An 18,293-nucleotide genomic window follows, 5' to 3' on the forward strand; every position below is an offset into this window, starting at 1 on the left:
CCCGTGACAGCCGCGTGGGATTGGCAGGGAGCCGATCCCAGAATGACGACACCCGAACCGAGTCCGATGACGAGCCCAGCCGAGACCACCGCCGAGACGGGTGCCGACACGCTTGTCCGCCGCGCCAAGCCGCGCGTGCAGAAGGAGATCATCGCGACGCTGGCGCGCGCCATCGCCTCCGGCCGCTTTCCGCCCCACAGCAATCTGCCGCGCGAAAACGACCTCTGCGCCGAATTCGGCGTCAGCCGGACAGTGATCCGCGAGGCGTTGAAGGTGCTGGAATCGAAGGGGCTGGTGCGCGGCCGTCCGCGCGTCGGCACCACGGTGCGCGACAAGGAGGACTGGAACCTCCTCGATCCCGACATCGTCGACTGGATGGGGACGGGATTTCTGGATCCGGCGCTGCTGATGTCGATCCTGGAGGCGCGGCGCGCCATCGAGCCGGCGGCCGCGGCCCTGGCCGCGACCCGCGCCACCACGCAGGAGATCGCCGATCTCGACCACGCCTGGCAGCGCATGGCCGGCGCGGTCGACGACGAGGCCTTCACGGAAGCAGATGTGGCATTCCACACCGTGCTGCTGAAGGCGAGCCACAACCGCGTCTTCGCGCAGTTTTCGGGCCTGATCCACGCCGCGATGCAGCGTGCGCTCGGCGCGTCCAATCGCTCGGTCGCCAACCACGAGGAGGCGCTTCGCGTGCATCACTGGCTGGTCGAGGCGCTGCGCCTTCGCGACGAGCCGGGAGCCCGCCAGGCCGTCAACGCCATCCTCGATCTTGCCGAACGCGATCTCCGCGCCGCCGCGGCGGCGGAGAGCTGATGGCCGGCAGCCAGGCTGCCGGCCCGCTTTCGATCGGTCAGGCCGTCAGGGCGGCGGCGTTGTCGGCCGCGTAGGTCGCGACTGAACGCGGCGCCCTGCCGGTCAGCGTCTCGACATCGCCCGTCGGGGCAGCCGTCCAGCCCTGGCGCACCGGATAGAAGATCGAGGTGAGCAGGCCGGCATAATCAGCCGGCACGCCGGCGCCGGTCAGCAAGGCGATGAAGGCGTCATCCTCGACCGGCGTGTAGACGACCGGCTTGCCGACCACGTCGGACAGGATCTCGGCTGCATCGGCATAACCCAGCGCCTCGGGGCCGGTCAGGTTGAAGGCGCGGCCGTCGAAGCGATCGGTGGTCAGGGCCGCCGCCGCACTGGCCGCGATGTCGCGCACGTCGATGAAGCTCGACTTGCCATCCGCGGCCGGCACCGCGATCACGCCATGGTCGAGGCCGGCCTTCCAGTAGGTATGGAAATTGTCGGCGAACCAGTTCGGCCGCAGGATCACATAGGGCACGCCGGATTTCTCGATGGCGATCTCAACCTGGCGATAGGGAATGGAATCGTCGGCCTCGACGCCGAAGACGCTCTGGAACACGATCTTGACGTTGCGCGCGACTGCGGCCTCGACGACTGGCAGCAACATTTCCTTCGCCGCGACATAGCCGGCCGGCAGCATCAGATAGAGGCGGTCGACGCCCTCGAAAGCCGCTGTGACGCTGGCGGGATCGGCATAATCGAAGGCAACGCCCTCGGCGTCCTCGACCGGCTTGCCGGAACGCGACGCGGCCTTGACCGCCTCGCCCTTGGCCAACAGCGCCTTGACCAGCGGCGTGCCGACATTGCCGGTGGCGCCAAGCACGAGGATCTTGTTCGTCATCTCTTCCATCCTAGTTTCATTTGGAAACCTTGTTTCGATTTGCTACATACTGCCGATCGAGACGGGGCAAAAGAGAGCACTTTTGGCTCACATGGTTTCCTCGGGGATACCGGGGCAGGAGAACGCAATGGAAACGTCGATTCTGCAGCGCGCCTATGACGTCTATGAAGACCGCTGCCCCACGCGGCTGGTGCTGGACCGGATCGCCGACAAATGGGCGCTGCTGATCCTCGACCGGCTGCAGGGCGAGCCGGTGCGCTTCAACCACATCCGGCGCGACATCAAGGGCATCTCGCAGAAGGTGCTGTCGCAGACGCTCAAGAAGCTGGAGCGAGACGGGCTAGTCTCGCGCACCGTCTTCGCCACCGTGCCGGTGACGGTCGAATATGCGCTGACGCCGCTCGGCCGGACGCTGACCGAGACGGTCGCAACGCTGGCCCATTGGGCCGAGCGCAACATGGACGCCGTTCTGACGGCGCAGAAGACCTATGACGCGGCGGTGGAGCTGCGCTGACTGCCGCGCTCGATTGCCATCATCCTGAGGTGCCCGAGCGCAGCTCGGGCCTCGAAGGACGCACGGTCGAGGATGCAGATCGATTGCGCAGCCTACCTGCGTGCTTCGAGACGGCCCTTCGGGCCTCCTCAGCATGATGAGGGAGGTGTCTCGCAGCCGAGAAACGGCGGAGGCGCAGGAGTGCCCCCTCCCCAAGACCGCCTAGGGCGGTCTTGACCCTCCCTCAAGGGGAGGTTCAAGCATCCGGCCAGTCTCAATCCCAGGCAAGCGCGCCGCCGTTCTGGTATTCGATGACGCGGGTCTCGAAGAAGTTCTTCTCCTTCTTGAGATCCATCGCTTCCGACATCCAGGGGAACGGATTCTCGGTCTCCGGGAACACCGGCGCGAGGCCGAGCTGGGCGCAGCGGCGGTTGGCGATGAAGTGCATGTAGCTCTCGCACAGCGCCGCATTCAGGCCGAGGAAGCCGCGCGGCATGGTATCGCGGCCATAGGACGCCTCCAGCTCCGCCGCCTCGCGGATCATCGAACGCAGCTCGTCCTGGAACGAAGCCGTCCAGAGATGCGGATTTTCCGCCTTGATCTGGTTGATGACGTCGATGCCGAAGTTCAGGTGGATGCTCTCGTCGCGCAGGATGTACTGGTACTGCTCGGCGATGCCGACCATCTTGTTGCGGCGGCCGAGCGACAGGATCTGCGCGAAGCCGGTGTAGAACCACATGCCCTCGAAGATGACATAGAAGGCGACGAGATCGCGCAGGAAGGCCTGGTCGGTCTCGGGCGTGCCGGTCTTGAAGTCGGGATCGTCGAGATGCTGGGTGTGCTTCAGCGCCCAGGCCGCCTTGTCGGTGATCGACGGCACTTCCCGGTACATGTTGAACAGTTCGCCCTCGTCGAGGCCGAGGCTTTCGACGATGTACTGGAAGGTGTGCGTGTGCACCGCCTCTTCAAAAGCCTGGCGCAGCAGGTACTGCCGGCATTCCGGATTGGTCAGGTGGCGATAGATCGCCAGCACGATGTTGTTGGCAACGAGGGATTCTGAGGCGGCGAAGAAGCCGAGATTGCGCTTGATGGCGCGGCGCTCGTCCTCGGTCAGCCCGTCCTTCGACTTCCAGAGCGCGATGTCGGCCTGCATCGAGACCTCGGTCGGCATCCAGTGATTATTGCAGCCGGCGAGGTATTTTTCCCAGGCCCAGCGATATTTCAGCGGCAGCAGCTGGTTCACGTCGGCGCGGCAATTGATCATCGCCTTGTCGTCGACGGAGACCCGGCCGCCGGCGCGGTCGATGGCGCCGAGGCCGGTGGCATCGGCGATCGGTTCACCCTGCCCCGCTGCCGCGAAAGGCGCGCCCGGGGCGGGAGCGGATTTGGGTTCGGACCAATCGAGCATGGTCAACTCCTTGGAATTTTGATGGCGCAGCATGAAGCGCGGCCGAGAGGTCTTGTTTCACCTCTCCCTGAGGGAGAGGTCGACGGCGAAGCCGGCGGGTGAGGGGTTGAGGCATCTCCGGAAGGGCTGGAAAGCCCCTCACCCCAGCCCTCTCCCGCGAGCGGTAGAGGGGGCGGGCCGGAGGCTCGCCTGCCCGTCGCCCCGGCTGAAGAGCCCTCGCCCGCTTGCGGGAGAGGGTTGGGTGAGGGTCTTGCTTGCATCCCGATCCCTGCAGCTCGGCATCGCAAGTCCAAGCCCCCCTACTGGCAGGCTTCGCAGTCGGGGTCGTCGATGGAACACGCCTGGCCCCAGGCTTCGCCGATCGGGATCGCGATCGGAGCCGGTGCCAGCTTCGCAGCCGGCACCACGATCGGCGCAGCGGCGACCGGGGCGGTGGCGAGCACGGCCGAGACCGAATTGAGCTTGCCGTCCGTACCCTTCAGCGTCGACTTCTCGACATGCGTCGCCGAGCGCGAGCGCAGGTAATAGGTCGTCTTCAGGCCGCGCTGCCAGGCGAGGCGATAGAGCGCGTCGAGCTTCTTGCCCGAGGGATTGGCGATGTAGAGGTTGAGCGACTGCGCCTGGTCGATCCACTTCTGCCGCCGCGCCGCCGCCTCGATCAGCCAGGCCGAGTCGATCTCGAAAGCGGTCGCGTAGAGCGCCTTCAGATCGTCCGGGATGCGGTCGATCGGGCCGATACTGCCGTCGAAATATTTGAGATCCGACACCATCACCTCGTCCCAGAGGCCGCGCGCCTTGAGATCATGCACGAGCGCCGCGTTCACCACGGTGAAGTCGCCCGACATGTTCGATTTGACGAACAGGTTCTGGTAGGCCGGCTCGATCGACTGCGCCACGCCGCAAATGTTGGAGATCGTTGCCGTCGGCGCGATCGCCATGGTGTTTGAATTGCGCATGCCGACCGTCTTGACCCGCTCGCGCAGGCCTTCCCAGTCGAGCACGGTCGAACGATCGAGCTCCAGCCCGCCGCGCGCTTCGGCCAGCAGCTCCACCGAGTCGATCGGCAAAATGCCCTGCGACCAGAGCGAGCCGTCGAAGCTCGGATAGCGGCCGCGCTCGGCGGCGAGGTCGGTCGAGGCCGAGATCGCATGGAAGGAGATCGCCTCCATGCTCTCATCGGCGAAGCGGACGGCGGCTTCCGAGGCATAGGGAATGCGCAGCGCCTGCAGCGCGTCCTGGAAGCCCATCAGGCCGAGGCCGACCGGGCGGTGACGCAAATTGGAGCGGCGCGCCTCGGGGATGGTGTAGAAATTGATGTCGATGACATTGTCGAGCATGCGCATCGCCGTCTGGACGGTGCGCGCCAACCGGTCGAGATCGAGGCCGTCGCCAACGATATGATGAGCGAGGTTGATCGAGCCGAGATTGCAGACCGCGACCTCGTCATTCGACGTGTTGAGCGTGATCTCGGTGCAGAGATTGGACGAATGCACGACGCCGGCATGGCGCTGCGGCGAGCGGATGTTGCAGGGATCCTTGAAGGTGATCCAGGGATGTCCGGTCTCGAACAGCATGGTCAGCATGCGGCGCCAAAGGTCGGTCGCCTTGACCTCCTTGTGGACGCGCATCTCACCGCGCTTCGCCTTCGCCTCATAGCTCTCATAGGCGCGCTGGAAGGCGGGGCCGTAGAGATCGTGCAGGTCCGGCGTCTCGTCGGGCGAGAACAGGGTCCACGGACCATCCTCGGCGACGCGCTGCATGAACAGGTCCGGCACCCAGTTGGCGGTGTTCATGTCATGCGTGCGGCGGCGGTCGTCGCCGGTGTTCTTGCGGAGATCGAGGAATTCCTCGATGTCGACATGCCAGGTCTCGAGATAGGCGCAGACGGCGCCCTTGCGCTTGCCGCCCTGGTTGACGGCGATCGCCGTGTCGTTCGCCACCTTCAGGAACGGCACCACGCCCTGGCTCTCGCCATTGGTGCCCTTGATGTGTGCTCCGAGGCCGCGCACGCGCGACCAGTCATTGCCCAGCCCGCCGGAATACTTCGCCAGCAGCGCATTGTCCTTCACCGACTTGAAGATGCCCTCGAGATCGTCCGGCACGGTGGTGAGGAAGCAGGACGAAAGCTGCGGCCGCAGCGTGCCCGAATTGAACAGGGTCGGCGTCGAGGCCATGAAGTCGAAGGACGACAGCAGATTGTAGAACTCGATTGCCCGCGCCTCGCGGTCGATCTCGCGGATCGCCAGCCCCATGGCGACGCGCATGAAGAAGGCCTGCGGCAGCTCGATGCGGGTGCCGCCGGTCTGCAGGAAATAGCGGTCGTAGAGGGTCTGCAGGCCAAGGAACTGGAAGTTCAGGTCCCGCTCGGGTTTTAGCGCAGCGGCGAGGCGGACCAGATCGTAGCGGCCAAGCTCGCCATCGACCAGTTCATGCTCGATGCCGACCCGGATGAAGGCCGGGAAATAGTCGGCATAGCGGCCGGCCATCTCGCTCTGCGTCGGCTGGACCGGAATGCCCTGCACGAAGGAAACCGCCTCGGCGCGCAGCATATCGAGCAGCAGGCGGGCGCTGACAAAGGCGTAGTTGGGCTCGCTCTCGACCAGCGTGCGGGCGGCCATCACCGGGGCCAGCGCCAATTCGGCCAGCGAAATGCCGTCATAAAGATTGCGGCGGGTTTCCGAGAGGATCGCGCCGGCATCGACATCGGCAAGCCCGGCGCAGGCCTCGTCGACGACGAGTTGCAGGCGGCGCTCATCCAGCGGACGCAGCACGCCATCGGCGCCGCGCACCTGCAGCAGCGGCGCGCCGACCGGGGCGACCGCCTCGGCGGTGCGGCGGGCGCGGGCGCGCTCCTCGCGATACAGAACATAGGCGCGGGCGACCTTGTGGTGCTCGCCGCGCATCAGCGCCAGCTCGACCTGGTCCTGCACGTCCTCGATATGGAGCGCGCGATCGGAGCCGACGCGGCGCGTCAGCGCGCTGACGATCTGGCCGGTCAGGTCGTCGACGATCTCATGCACGCGGCGCGAGGCGGCGGCGCTGTTGCCCTCGACGGCGAGAAACGCCTTGGTCAGCGCGACGGCGATCTTGGACGCATCGAAATCCGACAGCGAGCCGTTGCGGCGGATGACGTGAAAGGCCGGCGTGGCGGCGGCGGAAGGCTTGGACGGTACGGGGGCCGGCGAAAGCGAAGGATAGGAGGCGACCGGCGCGCTACGGTCTTGATCAATCGTCTGTGTCATCGGCTTCAGCCCAAAATTGGTTGGGAGCAAAGGCCGAGCGAAGCGAACAGGACGAACGGCCCCCAAAAAGGCCGCACGAAACCAGCGCTCCACCGGGACACCCCGCCCGAGGATTCTTTCAGTCTGTCGGGGCAGGTTTCCTGGCTCACGGGTCGTCGCTCTGCCCACCTTCCCGGGACCTCGCGGTCCCAGTGGTCTCTCCGGGCAGACACTCGCCGTTCACAGTTGCGGGGGCAGCTCCGGCTCCACCCTTTCGGGCGTTCCGGCATTCCCTCTTAGCCCTGGGTCTTGCGACTCAGGAGAACCTCGACACGCAGATGTAGACGCCCATGCGCCTCCATCGTCAATATCTAGTTATTGTTGACAGGATTGCGAATCGGCGGCCCGGCCGCATTCCGAAGCCGACCCGCCAATTCCCGGCTGTGGAAATTCCTCCCAACTGCCGCTTTAGCTGGCGCTCGCATACATGCCGGTGGTGCGGAACTCGGTCGGACTGGTGCCGAAGAAGCGGCGGAACACCTTGGCGAAATAGTTCGAATCGTCGAAGCCCGACAGCACCGCCACTTCCTTGACCGACAGCACCTGCTGGCCGGCGAGCAGACGGGCGGCGCGTCGCATCCGCTCCTGCAGCACGAATTCGGCCGGCGGCATGCCCTCGCTCGCCGCGAACATGCGCGAGAAATGCGCCCGGCTGAAGCCGGAGAATTCCGCCAGTTCCGGCACGGAGAGCGGCTTGTCGAGATTGGCGAGGATGTGCTCGACCACCCGCTGGATCACGCCATTGTCGGCCAGCGACGCGCCATGCGAGCCGAACACGTCGTCATAGAGCGCGGTCGCCGCCTCATAGGCGACGGCCGAGGCGGCGCCGGGCGTTTCGCCGCCCCCATCGATCAGCCGCAGGCTGCAATCGGCGAGATGGTCGATCGTGTCGGGCCGCAGCCGCAAGACCGGCCCCGTCGCCTCCAGGATCTGGCGGTGGATGCGCAGCGCCTCCTGCCCGTTCATCGAGATCCAGAAGAACTCCCAGGGGGTTCCCGGCTCGACCGAATAGCAGTGATTGTGCGGCACGACGACCAGCATCGTCTCGCCCGGTCCGATCCGGTAATGACGCCGGTCGTAGCGCAGCTTGCCGGAGCCGGCGACGGTGTGCTGGAGCACGGTGAACGGCGTCTGGCCCCGCTTGCGACCATCCCAGCTATAGCTCGAATCGGTGCGGATTTCGTAGCCGGTGCTGGTCGGCATGGTGTGCAGCCGGTGGCGGCCGCGGGGCAGCGATACGGTCTTCATGACCGGGGCACGCTGGGCCAATTCTCCGAGCATAAAATCACCCACGAAAGCACAAATTCTCTCTGGTTCACGCATGAACCTTGCGCATACTAGCCTCGAGCCAAGCGGCCGGGCGATAAAAAAGAGCAGCAGCATGAGCCAATACCACCCGAGGCTGCCGAAACCCCGCCGAAATCGAGGCAATTCCGTACCTTTCTGACCGCCCCATTCGAGCTCTCTTGCCAGGAACCGCGCCCAGGGCGCGCCGGCCGCCTCCGAGGAACCCCAGAAACGCCATGTCCAGTTTCAAGATCGCCATCATCGGCGCCGGCAGCGTCGGCTTCACCAAGAAGCTGGTCTCCGACATCCTCTGCGTGCCGGAACTGCGCGAGGTCGAATTCGCGCTGACCGACATCAGCGAGCACAATCTGACCATGGTCCGGCAGATCCTCGACCGCATGGTCGCGGAGAACAAGCTGCCGACCAAGATCACGGCGACCGCCAACCGGCGCGAGGCGCTGACCGGCGCGCGCTACGTCATCAGCTGCGTGCGCGTCGGCGGGCTCGAGGCCTATGCCGACGATATCCGCATCCCGCTCCAATATGGCGTCGACCAGTGCGTCGGCGACACGATCTGCGCCGGCGGCATTCTGTACGGCCAGCGCAACATCCCGGTTATCCTCGACTTCTGCAAGGATATCCGCGAGGTCGCCGAGCCGGGCGCGCGCTTCCTGAACTATGCCAACCCGATGGCGATGAACACCTGGGCGGCGATCGAATACGGCAAGGTCGACACGATCGGCCTCTGCCACGGCGTGCAGCATGGCGGCGAACAGATCGCCGAAGTGCTGGGCGCGACCGACGAGAGCGAGCTGGAATTCATCTGCTCCGGCATCAACCACCAGACCTGGTATGTCGACATCCGCTTCCGCGGCCGCAAGATCGGCAAAGACGAGCTGGTCGCCGCCTTCGAGGCGCATCCCGTCTTCTCGCAGCAGGAGAAGGTCCGCATCGACGTCCTGAAGCGCTTCGGCTTCTATTCGACCGAGAGCAACGGCCATCTGTCGGAATACCTGCCCTGGTACCGCAAGCGGCCGGACGAGATCCATCGCTGGATCGACATGTCGAACTGGATCCATGGCGAGACCGGCGGCTATCTCCGCCACTCGACCGAGACCCGCAACTGGTTCGAGACCGACTTCCCGAAGTTCCTGGAGGACGCCGGCAAGCCGCTCGACCCGAAGAAGCGCTCGAACGAGCACGCCAGCCACATCCTCGAGGCGCTGGAGACCGGGCGCGTCTATCGCGGCCACTTCAACGTCAAGAACCGCGGCATCATCACCAACCTGCCCGAGGATGCGATCATCGAATCGACGGGCTTCGTCGACCGTTTCGGCCTCAACATGACGGCCGGCATCAAGCTGCCGGAAGCCTGCGCCGCCACCTGCCTGTCGTCGATCAATGTCCAGCGCATGGCCGTCCACGCCGCCGTCACCGGCGATGTCGAGCTCTTGAAGCTCGCCGTGCTGCATGACCCGCTGGTCGGTGCGATCTGCTCGCCGGACGAGGTCTGGCAGATGGTCGACGAGATGCTGGTCGCCCAGGCGCGCTGGCTGCCGCAATACGCCCACGCCATCGACGACGCCAAGGCGCGCCTGGCCAACAAGACCGTCGCCACGCGCGACTGGCAGGGCGCGGCGCGGCGCGAGGTCCGGGGCATCGAGACAGTCCGCGCCGAGCGGGCCAAGGAAAAGGCCGAGGCGGCAGAGTAGCCGCCGGGCCGAAAGCTGGATCCGGCGCGGCGGGAGGAGCCATCGCGCCGGATCGGCAACCCATGTCGCGCCCTTGGGACGGCGCTTCGCGGGAGGCCGCCATGGAAGGCAGAAGAAACGGGTGCCGGCGCGTCGCGCCGGTGCCGTTCAAAGGGGAGGAACTATGAACAGATACGCATTGGCTCTTGGTGGAGCCGGCCTGCTTCTGGGCGTTTCGGTCCTGGCCGCGCAGGCCCAGGTGAAGCCGCCGATCACGCCGCCCGATCCGCCGAAATTCGACGCCCAGGGCAAGATCGACTATGTCGGCGCGGCCGACATGCTCGAATTCAAGGCGCTGCCCGAATATCACGAGCCCGATTGGGTCACGAAGAACTTCGTCTCGACCGGCAAGCTGCCCGCCGTCAAGGACCGCCTCCCCAAGGAGCCGATGGTCTACAAGACCGGCAACATGGTCGATGGCCTCGGCGTCTATGGCGACACGATGCGCCATGTCATCGGCGGCCGCCCGGAAGGCTGGAACTACATTGGCGGCCAGTCGCAGGGCTGGGGCGGCATCGATATCGGCCTCTCCGAATGCCTGACCCGCTCGGGTCCGCTGTTCCAGATCAAGGCGGATGAGCTGCAGCCGCTGCCGAACCTCGCCAAGAGCTGGGAATGGTCGGAAGACGGCCACACCCTGACCATGCACCTCATCGAAGGCGCGAAGTGGTCGGACGGACAGCCGTTCACCACCGCCGACGCGATGTTCTACTGGGACGACAACGTCAACGATCCGAACGTCACGCCGCTGAACGGCGCCGCGCCCGGCTCGTTCGGCGAAGGCACGACGCTGAAGGCCGATGGCGACTACACGCTGATCTGGACCTTCAAGGAAGCCTTCCCGAAGCAGTATCTCTACCAGATGGCCTATGGCACCTTCTGCCCCGGCCCGGCGCATATCCTGAAGCCGCAGCATCCCAAATACTCGAAGAACACCTACGAGCAGTACAAGAACGCCTTCCCGCCGGAATACATGAACATTCCAGTGATGGGTGCGTGGGCTCCTGTCGAGTATCGCCCCGACGACATCATCGTCATGCGGCGCAATCCCTATTACTGGAAGGTCGACGAGGCGGGCAACCAGCTGCCCTACCTGAACGAGCTGCACTACAAGCTCTCGACCTGGGCCGATCGCGACGTCCAGGCCGTGGCCGGATCGGGCGATTTCGCCAATCTCGAGCAGCCGGAAAGCTTCGTCGAGGCGCTCAAGCGCTCGGCAAGCGCCGACGCGCCGGCCCGCCTGGAATTCGGCCCACGCATCATCGGCTATTCGCTCTATACGAACCTCTCGGCCAATGGCTGGGGCGAGCCGGACGAGCGCGCCCAGGCCGTGCGCGAGCTGAACCGCAACGAGCATTTCCGCAAGGCGATCACCTCGGCGGTCGACCGCAAGCGCCTCGGCGAGTCGCTGGTCAAGGGTCCGTTCACGACCATTTATCCCGGCGGCATCTATTCCGGCACGACCTACTACGACAAGGATTCGACCGCCTACTATCCCTTCGATCTCGAAGGCGCCAAGGCTGAACTGGCGCTGGCGGGCCTGAAGGACACCGATGGCGACGGCATCGTCAACTTCCCGGCCGGAACGGCGGGCGGCAAGAACGTCGAGGTCACCCTCCTCGTCAATGCCGACTACCAGACCGACAAGAGTCTCGCCGACGGCGTCGTGGCGATGATGGAGCCGCTCGGCATCCGCGTCCTGCTCAACCAGGTCGAGGGCAAGCAGCGCGACGCGCTGCAGCAGGGCGGCCAGTTCGACTGGATGATCTTCCGCAACCAGGAAGACCTGACCTCGGTCGTGCAGAAGACCGTCAACCTGGCGCCGCTCGGGCCGAAGACCAGCTGGTTCCACCGTGCCGGCAAGGACGGCCAGCTCGACCTGCTGCCCTTCGAGAAGGAGATCGTCGACGTCGTGAACAAGTTCATCACGACGCCGGACGCGAACGAGAAGCTGGCGCTGATGAAGCAGTTCCAGAAGCTCTACACGGAGAATGTCTACGGCATCGGCCTGACGCAGTATCCGGGTGCGCTGATCATCAACAAGCGCTTCGCCAACATCCCGAAGGGCGTGCCGATCAACCTGTTCAACTGGGCCGAGGACAGCATCATCCGCGAGCGCGTGTTCGTCCCGACCGACAAGCAGGGCAAGTACGAACTGTTCCCGGAAACGCTGCCCGGCGCGCCCGGCGACAAGGGCGGACCGGCCAAAGGTTAAGCCCGAGCCGATCCATCGATCCGGACAAGGGGGCGGGCTGCCGCCCCCTTGTTCCCCTCTAGCCCAGAACAGGGAGCTGTTGCCCCAATGTTGCGCTTCCTGACCATGCGGATTCTATCGGCGATCCCGGTGCTGTTCGTTCTCAGCGTCGTGACCTTCGCAATCATCCAGGCGCCGCCCGGCGACTATGGTGATTTCATCCGCGCCCAGTTGATGAACCAGGGCGGCGCCTCCGCCGTCGTCGCCGAGGCGCAGGCCGAGGCCTATCGCCAGGCGCATGGCCTCAACGATCCCGTCGTCCTCCAGTATTTCAAATGGCTCTGGGGGATCCTCACCCGCTTCGATTTCGGCGACAGCTTCTTCTACAACAAGCCCGTCTCGACGGTCGTAGCCGAACGGCTGCCGCGCACCCTGCTGCTGGCGCTGACCTGCCACATCCTGGCGTCGATCATCGGCATCACCTTCGGCATCATCGCCGCGACCCGCCAGTATAGCTGGATCGACTCGGTGCTCTCCTTCGTGTCGTTCCTCGGCATGACCGTGCCTCGCTTCCTGATCGCGATCATCATCGTCTACCTGCTCGCCTTCAAACTGAACGTGCAGGAGATCGGCAGCTTCTTCTCGCCGCAATATGGCGGCGCGCCCTGGTCCTGGGCCAAGTTCGTCGATCTGGTGAAGCATGTCTGGCCGGTCGTCGCGATCGCGACCTTCGGCGGCCTCGCCTACAACATGCGCGTCATGCGCGGCAATCTGCTCGACACGCTCAACGCCCAGTATGTCGAGACGGCCCGCGCGAAAGGCCTGCCGGAATCGCAGGTGATCCTGCGCCACGCCGTGCCCAACGCGCTGCACCCGCTCGTCATGTATCAGGGCGTCGTGCTGCCCTACATGCTGACCGGCGAGATCGAGGTGGCGATCGTCTTCTCGCTCGCCACCGTCGGCCCGGCCATCGTCAGCTCGATGGCGGTCGGCGACGTCTATGTCACCGCCACCTTCATGCTGGTTCTGGCGACAACCCTGATCATCGGCAACATCATCGCCGACATGCTGCTGGCGCTGCTCGACCCGCGCGTGCGCCTGGGCGGAGGCAAGGAATGACCGACGTGACCGAGACCACGGCCACCGTGCCGCCCGCCGCTTCGCCCGCCGTGCCGAGCGCCCGTTTCGCACATGGCAATGAGGGCTATTTCGCCCTGGTGTGGCGCCGCTTCCGCCGCTCCGTCATGGGCATGATCGGTCTGGTGATGGTCGTCGGGCTGCTGCTGATGGCGCTGTTCGCGGATTTCGTCGCCCCCGTCGATCCGCGCGCCAACGGCATCGGCTTCGCGCCGCCCGATCACATCAGCTTCTTCAAGCCGGACGGCTCGTTCAGCCTCATTCCGTACATCTATCCGATCGTCGAGACGGACGAGCTCGATCCGGTGACGTTCCAGCCGATGAACGGGCCGGACCTCGAAAACCCGCATGTGCTCAGCCTGTTCGTGCGCGGCTTCGACTACAAGATCCTGTGGCTGATCCCGTCCAACATCCATCTGTTCGGCTCGCGCGACGGGGCGCCGATCCACCTGCTCGGCACCGACAAGTTCGGTCGCGACATTCTTTCCCGCGGCATTGTGGGATCCCGGATCTCGCTCACCATCGCGCTGATCGTCGTGTTCATCACGACCACGGTCGGCACCACGATCGGCATCACCTCGGGCTATATGGGCGGGCGGATCGACGCCTGGGTACAGCGCTTCGTCGAGCTGGTGCTGGCCTTCCCGCAATTGCCGCTCTACCTGGCCCTGACCTCGCTGATCCCGATCACCGCGCCTTCCAACGTCTTCATCGCCTTCGTCATCGGCGTGATGGCGGCGCTCGGCTGGGCGCAGCTCTCTCGGGAGGTGCGCGGCAAGACCCTGGCGCTGGCCCGCATCGAATATGTCCGCGCGGCCATGGCGATCGGCGCCGGGGACGGGCGGATCATTTTCCGCCACATCCTGCCCAACGTCATGAGCCACGTCATCGTCGGCGTGACGCTGGCGATCCCGACGATCGTGCTGCTGGAATCCTTCCTAGGATTCCTCGGCTTCGCCGTGAAGCCGCCGCTGATCTCCTGGGGCCTGATGCTGCAGGATACCGGCGCCTTTTCGGTGATCGGCTCCTATCCGTGGATCCTCTCCCCCGTCGTCTTCGTGCTGATCACCGTCTTCGCGTTCAACGCGCTGGGCGATGGCCTGCGCGACGCGATCGACCCCTACTAGGCGGAGCCTCATGGCCTTGACCCCCAACGAATTCGCCCCGGCCGAACGCTACGACCTGAACGCGCATGGCCGCGAGCTGATCCTCGATGCCCGCAACGTCGCCGTCACCTTCAAGGTCGAAGGCGGCTCGGTCGAGGCGGTGCGCGACGTGTCGTTCCAGCTGCACAAGGGCGAGACGATCGCCATCGTCGGCGAATCCGGATCCGGCAAATCGGTGACGGCGCGCACGATCATGGGGCTGCTGTCGAAGCGGGCCAGCGTCGCCAAGGAGGCGCGCATCGAGTTCGAGGGCAAGAACGTGCTGGCCTTCAACCCGGTCGCCAAGCGCAAGCTGCGCGGCAACCGCTTCGCGATGATCTTCCAGGAGCCGATGAGCTCCCTGAACCCGGTCTACACCATCGGCCAGCAGATCGCCGAGGTGCTGCACATCCACAACCGCAAGATGACCCGCACCGACGCCAAGGCACGCGTGCTCGAACTGCTCAAGGAAGTGCAGATCCCGGACCCGGAAGCGCGCATCAAGCAATATCCGCATCAGCTTTCCGGCGGCCAGCGCCAGCGCGTCATGATCGCCATGGCGCTCGCCAACCGCCCGGACATCCTGATCGCCGACGAACCGACCACCGCACTCGACGTCACCGTGCAGGCGCAGATCCTCAACCTGATCCGCGAATTGCAGAAGCGCTACGGCATGGCGGTGATCCTGATCACCCACGATCTCACCATCGTCCGGCAGTTCTCCGACTATGTCTATGTGATGCAGCATGGCGAGGTGAAGGAGCACAACGTCACCGAGACGCTGTTCCAGAGCCCGCGCCACGCCTATACGCGCCACCTGCTCGCCTCCGAGCCGAAGGGATCCGCCAACCCGCTGCCCGAGGGCACGCCGGTGATCCTCGAAGGCCGCAATGTGCGCGTCGCCTACACGCTGAAGCGGGGCGGCATCTTCAAGCCGGACTTCTTCCAGCTGCTCGCCTGCGACAATCTCAGCCTCGAATTGCGACGCCACGAAACCCTTGGTATCGTTGGCGAATCCGGTTCAGGCAAGACCACGTTCGGCCAGGCGCTGATCCGGCTAATCCAGCATTCGACCGGCGAAATCGTCTTTGACGGCGAGACCATCCACGACAAGGACCGCAAGGCGATGCGGCCGCTGCGCTCGCGCATGCAGATCGTCTTCCAGGACCCGTTCTCGTCGCTCAACCCGCGCATGTCGATCGGCCAGATCATCGAGGAAGGGCTTGTTGTCAACGACATCGGCTCAAGTCGCCAGGACCGGCTCGACCGCGTGCGCCAGGCGCTGCGCGATTCCGGCATGCCCGACACCATCCTGTCGCGCTTTCCGCACGAGTTCTCCGGCGGCCAGCGCCAGCGCATCGCCATCGCCCGCGCCATCGCGCTGGAGCCCGAATTCATCCTGCTCGACGAGCCGACCTCGGCGCTCGACCTGTCCGTGCAGGCGCAGATCATCGATCTCCTGCGCAAGCTGCAGGACGAGCGCGGCCTCTCCTACCTGTTCATCTCGCATGATCTGAAGGTGGTGCGCGCGCTCTGCCACCGCGTCATCGTCATGCAGCACGGCAAGATCGTCGAACAGGGGCCGGTCAGCGAGGTGCTGACCCGGCCGCAAAGCGAATACACCGCCCGCCTCGTCCGCGCCGCGTTCGAAATAGCCGCCTAACGAATCAGCCTACCCCGGAGCTTCTCCCCATGACTGCCAATCCCAGGATCACCTTCATCGGCGCCGGCTCGACCGTGTTCATGAAGAACATCGTCGGCGACGTGCTGCAGCGCCCCGCGCTGTCGGGCGCCACCATCGCGCTGATGGACATCAACACGCAGCGCCTCGAAGAAAGCGCCGTCGTCGTCCGCAAGATCGCCTCGACCCTCAACGCGAAGGCCAGGGTCGAGACCTATACCGACCAGAAGAAGGCGCTCCAGGGAGCCGATTTCGTCGTCGTCGCCTTCCAGATCGGCGGTTACGATCCCTGCACGATCACCGATTTCGACGTGCCGAAGCGCTACGGCCTGCGCCAGACCATTGCCGACACGCTCGGCGTCGGCGGAATTATGCGCGGCTTGCGCACCGTGCCGCATCTCTGGAAGATCTGCGACGACATGCTCGTCGTCTGCCCGAACGCCATCCTGCTGCAATACGTCAACCCAATGGCGATCAACACCTGGGCGATCACGGCGAAATATCCGACCATCCGCCAGGTTGGCCTCTGCCACTCCGTGCAGGGCACGGCGATGGAGCTGGCGCTCGACCTCGACATTCCCTACGAGGAAATCCGCTACCGCGCCGCCGGCATCAACCACATGGCGTTCTACCTGAAGTTCGAGCATCGCCAGAAGGACGGCTCCTATCGCGACCTCTACCCGGACCTGGTCCGCGCCTATCGCGAAGGCCGTGCACCAAAGCCCGGCTGGAATCCGCGCTGCCCCAACAAGGTGCGCTACGAGATGCTGACGCGCCTCGGCTATTTCGTCACAGAAAGCTCCGAGCACTTCGCCGAATACACGCCCTATTTCATCAAGGAAGGCCGCGAGGACCTGATCGAGAAGTTCGGCATTCCGCTCGACGAATACCCCAAGCGCTGTATCGAGCAGATCGCCCGCTGGAAGACCCAGGCCGAGGCCTACCGCTCGGCCGACAAAATCGAGGTTTCGCAGAGCAAGGAATACGCCTCCGAGATCATCAACTCGGTCTGGACCGGCGAACCCTCCGTCATCTACGGCAATGTTCGCAACAATGGCTGCATCACCTCGCTGCCGGCCGATTGCGCGGCGGAAGTGCCCTGCCTGGTCGACGCCTCGGGCATCCAGCCGACCTATATCGGCGAACTGCCGCCGCAGCTGACCGCGCTGATGCGCACCAACATCAACGTGCAGGAACTGACGGTAAAGGCGCTGCTCACCGAGAACCGCGAGCACATCTACCACGCCGCGATGATGGACCCGCACACTGCCGCCGAACTGGATCTCGACCAGATCTGGCATCTCGTCGACGACCTGCTGGCCGCCCATGGCGAGTGGCTGCCGGAATGGGCCCGCGGCGCCGCCAAGCAGCGGGTCGCCTGATCCGAAGCTGGATCTTCCTTCTTCACCTCCCCCTGAGGGGGAGGTCGACGGCCAAAGGCCGGCGGGTAAGGGCTTTCGGCCTCTCCGGATGGTGCCCTAGACCCTCACCCGGAGCTTCGCTTCGACCTCTCCCTTGAGGCGAGAGGTAGAGGAGAGGACAGCCAAATCAGAGCGTGGCGTAGCCTGCCCCTCCCCCGGCATGCGACGCGCAGGGGCCCCGGCGTTTCTCCGCCGGGGCCTTTTCGTTTAGGAGAGCGCGGCGGCGATGGCAGAGCTGGCCATGACCGAGGCAAAGACCACCAGCGCCACGGCGGCGAGGCGCGAGACGCGCGCCGGGGTGGCGAAGCCGCCGGCCGAACGCGACAGCGAACTGCCGAGCGTGATCCAGCTGCAGGCGACGCCGACGACGAGCACCGAGAACAACCCCGCAAAGCCCGGCAGGCTGGCAAGGTCGCGTGGAAAAATCACGAAGGCGAAGATCAGCGCCTTGGGATTAAGCAGCGTGGTGACGAACACCCGCCGGACCGAGATCGGCGCCCCGCCCGGCAGCGCCTCGCGCGCCGCCTGACGCCAGAGCGCCACCGCCGACCCGGCGAGATACAGGCTGGCGACGATTTTCGACAGGATCGGCACGATCGGGTGCTGCGCAGCCAGCGGCCCGACGATCCCCATCAGGATGCCGATCGCCAGTCCGTAACCGGCGAGTTCGGCCGGCACCAGGCGGAGCGAGCGGCGCATGCCGATCGCGGCGCCGGAGGTCGCCAGCAGCGTGTTGGTCGGCCCCGGCACGGCGAGCAGCGCCAGCACGGCGAGAACGAAGGCCGGCACCGCCGTCATG

General features: G+C 65.3%; 13 protein-coding genes and 1 riboswitch. Of the genes, 8 read left to right on the forward strand and 5 right to left on the reverse strand.

All coding sequences use genetic code 11. The annotated features are described in order from the left end of the window. Window positions 1-66 precede the first annotated feature (66 nt). Complete coding sequence (locus ABIE08_RS21195) at window positions 67-819, forward strand: FadR/GntR family transcriptional regulator (RefSeq protein ID WP_354553856.1); 753 nt, start codon at window positions 67-69, stop codon at window positions 817-819. Window positions 820-856: 37 nt separating this feature from the next. Here the strand turns inward: ABIE08_RS21195 and ABIE08_RS21200 are convergent, their stop codons facing one another. Next, window positions 857-1,696, reverse strand: a complete 840-nt coding sequence (locus tag ABIE08_RS21200; RefSeq protein WP_354553858.1) for an SDR family oxidoreductase — start codon at window positions 1,694-1,696, stop codon at window positions 857-859. Window positions 1,697-1,823: 127 nt separating this feature from the next. Here ABIE08_RS21200 and ABIE08_RS21205 point away from each other — a divergent pair, with 127 nt between their 5' ends. Continuing rightward, window positions 1,824-2,210: a winged helix-turn-helix transcriptional regulator gene (locus tag ABIE08_RS21205; RefSeq protein ID WP_354553859.1), complete on the forward strand. Its 387-nt coding sequence runs from the start codon at window positions 1,824-1,826 to the stop codon at window positions 2,208-2,210. 253 nt (window positions 2,211-2,463) lie between these two features. Here the strand turns inward: ABIE08_RS21205 and ABIE08_RS21210 are convergent, their stop codons facing one another. The 3 genes from ABIE08_RS21210 to ABIE08_RS21220 form a co-directional block, all read right to left on the reverse strand. Next, window positions 2,464-3,597 carry a ribonucleotide-diphosphate reductase subunit beta gene (locus tag ABIE08_RS21210; RefSeq protein WP_354553860.1) on the reverse strand — a complete coding sequence of 378 codons (1,134 nt, stop codon included), beginning with the start codon at window positions 3,595-3,597 and terminating at the stop codon, window positions 2,464-2,466. A gap of 299 nt (window positions 3,598-3,896) precedes the next feature. Further along, window positions 3,897-6,839, reverse strand: a complete 2,943-nt coding sequence (locus ABIE08_RS21215) for a ribonucleoside-diphosphate reductase subunit alpha (protein WP_354553862.1) — start codon at window positions 6,837-6,839, stop codon at window positions 3,897-3,899. Window positions 6,840-6,952: 113 nt separating this feature from the next. Next, window positions 6,953-7,163, reverse strand: a riboswitch (cobalamin riboswitch). A gap of 123 nt (window positions 7,164-7,286) precedes the next feature. Then, window positions 7,287-8,159, reverse strand: coding sequence for an AraC family transcriptional regulator (locus ABIE08_RS21220; protein WP_396306085.1), 873 nt, complete (start codon window positions 8,157-8,159; stop codon window positions 7,287-7,289). 242 nt (window positions 8,160-8,401) lie between these two features. Here ABIE08_RS21220 and ABIE08_RS21225 point away from each other — a divergent pair, with 242 nt between their 5' ends. The 6 genes from ABIE08_RS21225 to ABIE08_RS21250 all read left to right on the forward strand — a co-directional run bounded on the left by ABIE08_RS21225 (window position 8,402) and on the right by ABIE08_RS21250 (window position 17,455). Then, window positions 8,402-9,877, forward strand: a complete 1,476-nt coding sequence (locus ABIE08_RS21225; RefSeq protein ID WP_354553864.1) for an alpha-glucosidase/alpha-galactosidase — start codon at window positions 8,402-8,404, stop codon at window positions 9,875-9,877. Between the two features lie 163 nt (window positions 9,878-10,040). Beyond that, a complete protein-coding gene (locus tag ABIE08_RS21230) occupies window positions 10,041-12,131 on the forward strand; it encodes an ABC transporter substrate-binding protein (protein ID WP_354553866.1) in 2,091 nt (696 codons plus the stop codon). Window positions 12,132-12,218: 87 nt separating this feature from the next. Beyond that, on the forward strand, window positions 12,219-13,229 hold the full coding sequence (locus tag ABIE08_RS21235) for an ABC transporter permease (RefSeq protein ID WP_354553867.1): 1,011 nt from the start codon (window positions 12,219-12,221) through the stop codon (window positions 13,227-13,229). Then, complete coding sequence (locus tag ABIE08_RS21240) at window positions 13,226-14,374, forward strand: ABC transporter permease (protein ID WP_354553868.1); 1,149 nt, start codon at window positions 13,226-13,228, stop codon at window positions 14,372-14,374. Before ABIE08_RS21235 ends, ABIE08_RS21240 begins: the two co-directional genes overlap by 4 nt. 10 nt (window positions 14,375-14,384) lie before the next feature. Continuing rightward, window positions 14,385-16,055 (forward strand): ABC transporter ATP-binding protein, encoded by a 1,671-nt coding sequence (locus ABIE08_RS21245; protein WP_354553870.1) that lies wholly within the window; start codon window positions 14,385-14,387, stop codon window positions 16,053-16,055. Between the two features lie 29 nt (window positions 16,056-16,084). Continuing rightward, complete coding sequence (locus ABIE08_RS21250; protein WP_354553871.1) at window positions 16,085-17,455, forward strand: alpha-glucosidase/alpha-galactosidase; 1,371 nt, start codon at window positions 16,085-16,087, stop codon at window positions 17,453-17,455. 246 nt (window positions 17,456-17,701) lie between these two features. Here the strand turns inward: ABIE08_RS21250 and ABIE08_RS21255 are convergent, their stop codons facing one another. Then, a complete protein-coding gene (locus tag ABIE08_RS21255; protein WP_354553872.1) occupies window positions 17,702-18,292 on the reverse strand; it encodes a LysE family translocator in 591 nt (196 codons plus the stop codon). Window position 18,293 lies beyond the last annotated feature (1 nt).

The sequence above is a fragment of the Kaistia defluvii genome, from assembly GCF_040548815.1.
Lineage (GTDB): Bacteria > Pseudomonadota > Alphaproteobacteria > Rhizobiales > Kaistiaceae > Kaistia > Kaistia defluvii_A.

Bases quoted from the DNA above. Each gene is read 5' to 3' on its own strand.
- ABIE08_RS21200 (WP_354553858.1), bottom strand. From the start codon at position 1,696: ATGACGAACAAGATCCTCGTGCTTGGCGCCACCGGCAATGTCGGCACG.
- ABIE08_RS21195 (WP_354553856.1), top strand. From the start codon at position 67: ATGACGAGCCCAGCCGAGACCACCGCCGAGACGGGTGCCGACACGCTT.
- ABIE08_RS21245 (WP_354553870.1), top strand. From the start codon at position 14,385: ATGGCCTTGACCCCCAACGAATTCGCCCCGGCCGAACGCTACGACCTG.
- ABIE08_RS21215 (WP_354553862.1), bottom strand. From the start codon at position 6,839: ATGACACAGACGATTGATCAAGACCGTAGCGCGCCGGTCGCCTCCTAT.
- ABIE08_RS21205 (WP_354553859.1), top strand. From the start codon at position 1,824: ATGGAAACGTCGATTCTGCAGCGCGCCTATGACGTCTATGAAGACCGC.
- ABIE08_RS21210 (WP_354553860.1), bottom strand. From the start codon at position 3,597: ATGCTCGATTGGTCCGAACCCAAATCCGCTCCCGCCCCGGGCGCGCCT.
- ABIE08_RS21240 (WP_354553868.1), top strand. From the start codon at position 13,226: ATGACCGACGTGACCGAGACCACGGCCACCGTGCCGCCCGCCGCTTCG.
- ABIE08_RS21255 (WP_354553872.1), bottom strand. From the start codon at position 18,292: ATGACGGCGGTGCCGGCCTTCGTTCTCGCCGTGCTGGCGCTGCTCGCC.
- ABIE08_RS21230 (WP_354553866.1), top strand. From the start codon at position 10,041: ATGAACAGATACGCATTGGCTCTTGGTGGAGCCGGCCTGCTTCTGGGC.
- ABIE08_RS21225 (WP_354553864.1), top strand. From the start codon at position 8,402: ATGTCCAGTTTCAAGATCGCCATCATCGGCGCCGGCAGCGTCGGCTTC.
- ABIE08_RS21220 (WP_396306085.1), bottom strand. From the start codon at position 8,159: ATGCTCGGAGAATTGGCCCAGCGTGCCCCGGTCATGAAGACCGTATCG.
- ABIE08_RS21235 (WP_354553867.1), top strand. From the start codon at position 12,219: ATGTTGCGCTTCCTGACCATGCGGATTCTATCGGCGATCCCGGTGCTG.
- ABIE08_RS21250 (WP_354553871.1), top strand. From the start codon at position 16,085: ATGACTGCCAATCCCAGGATCACCTTCATCGGCGCCGGCTCGACCGTG.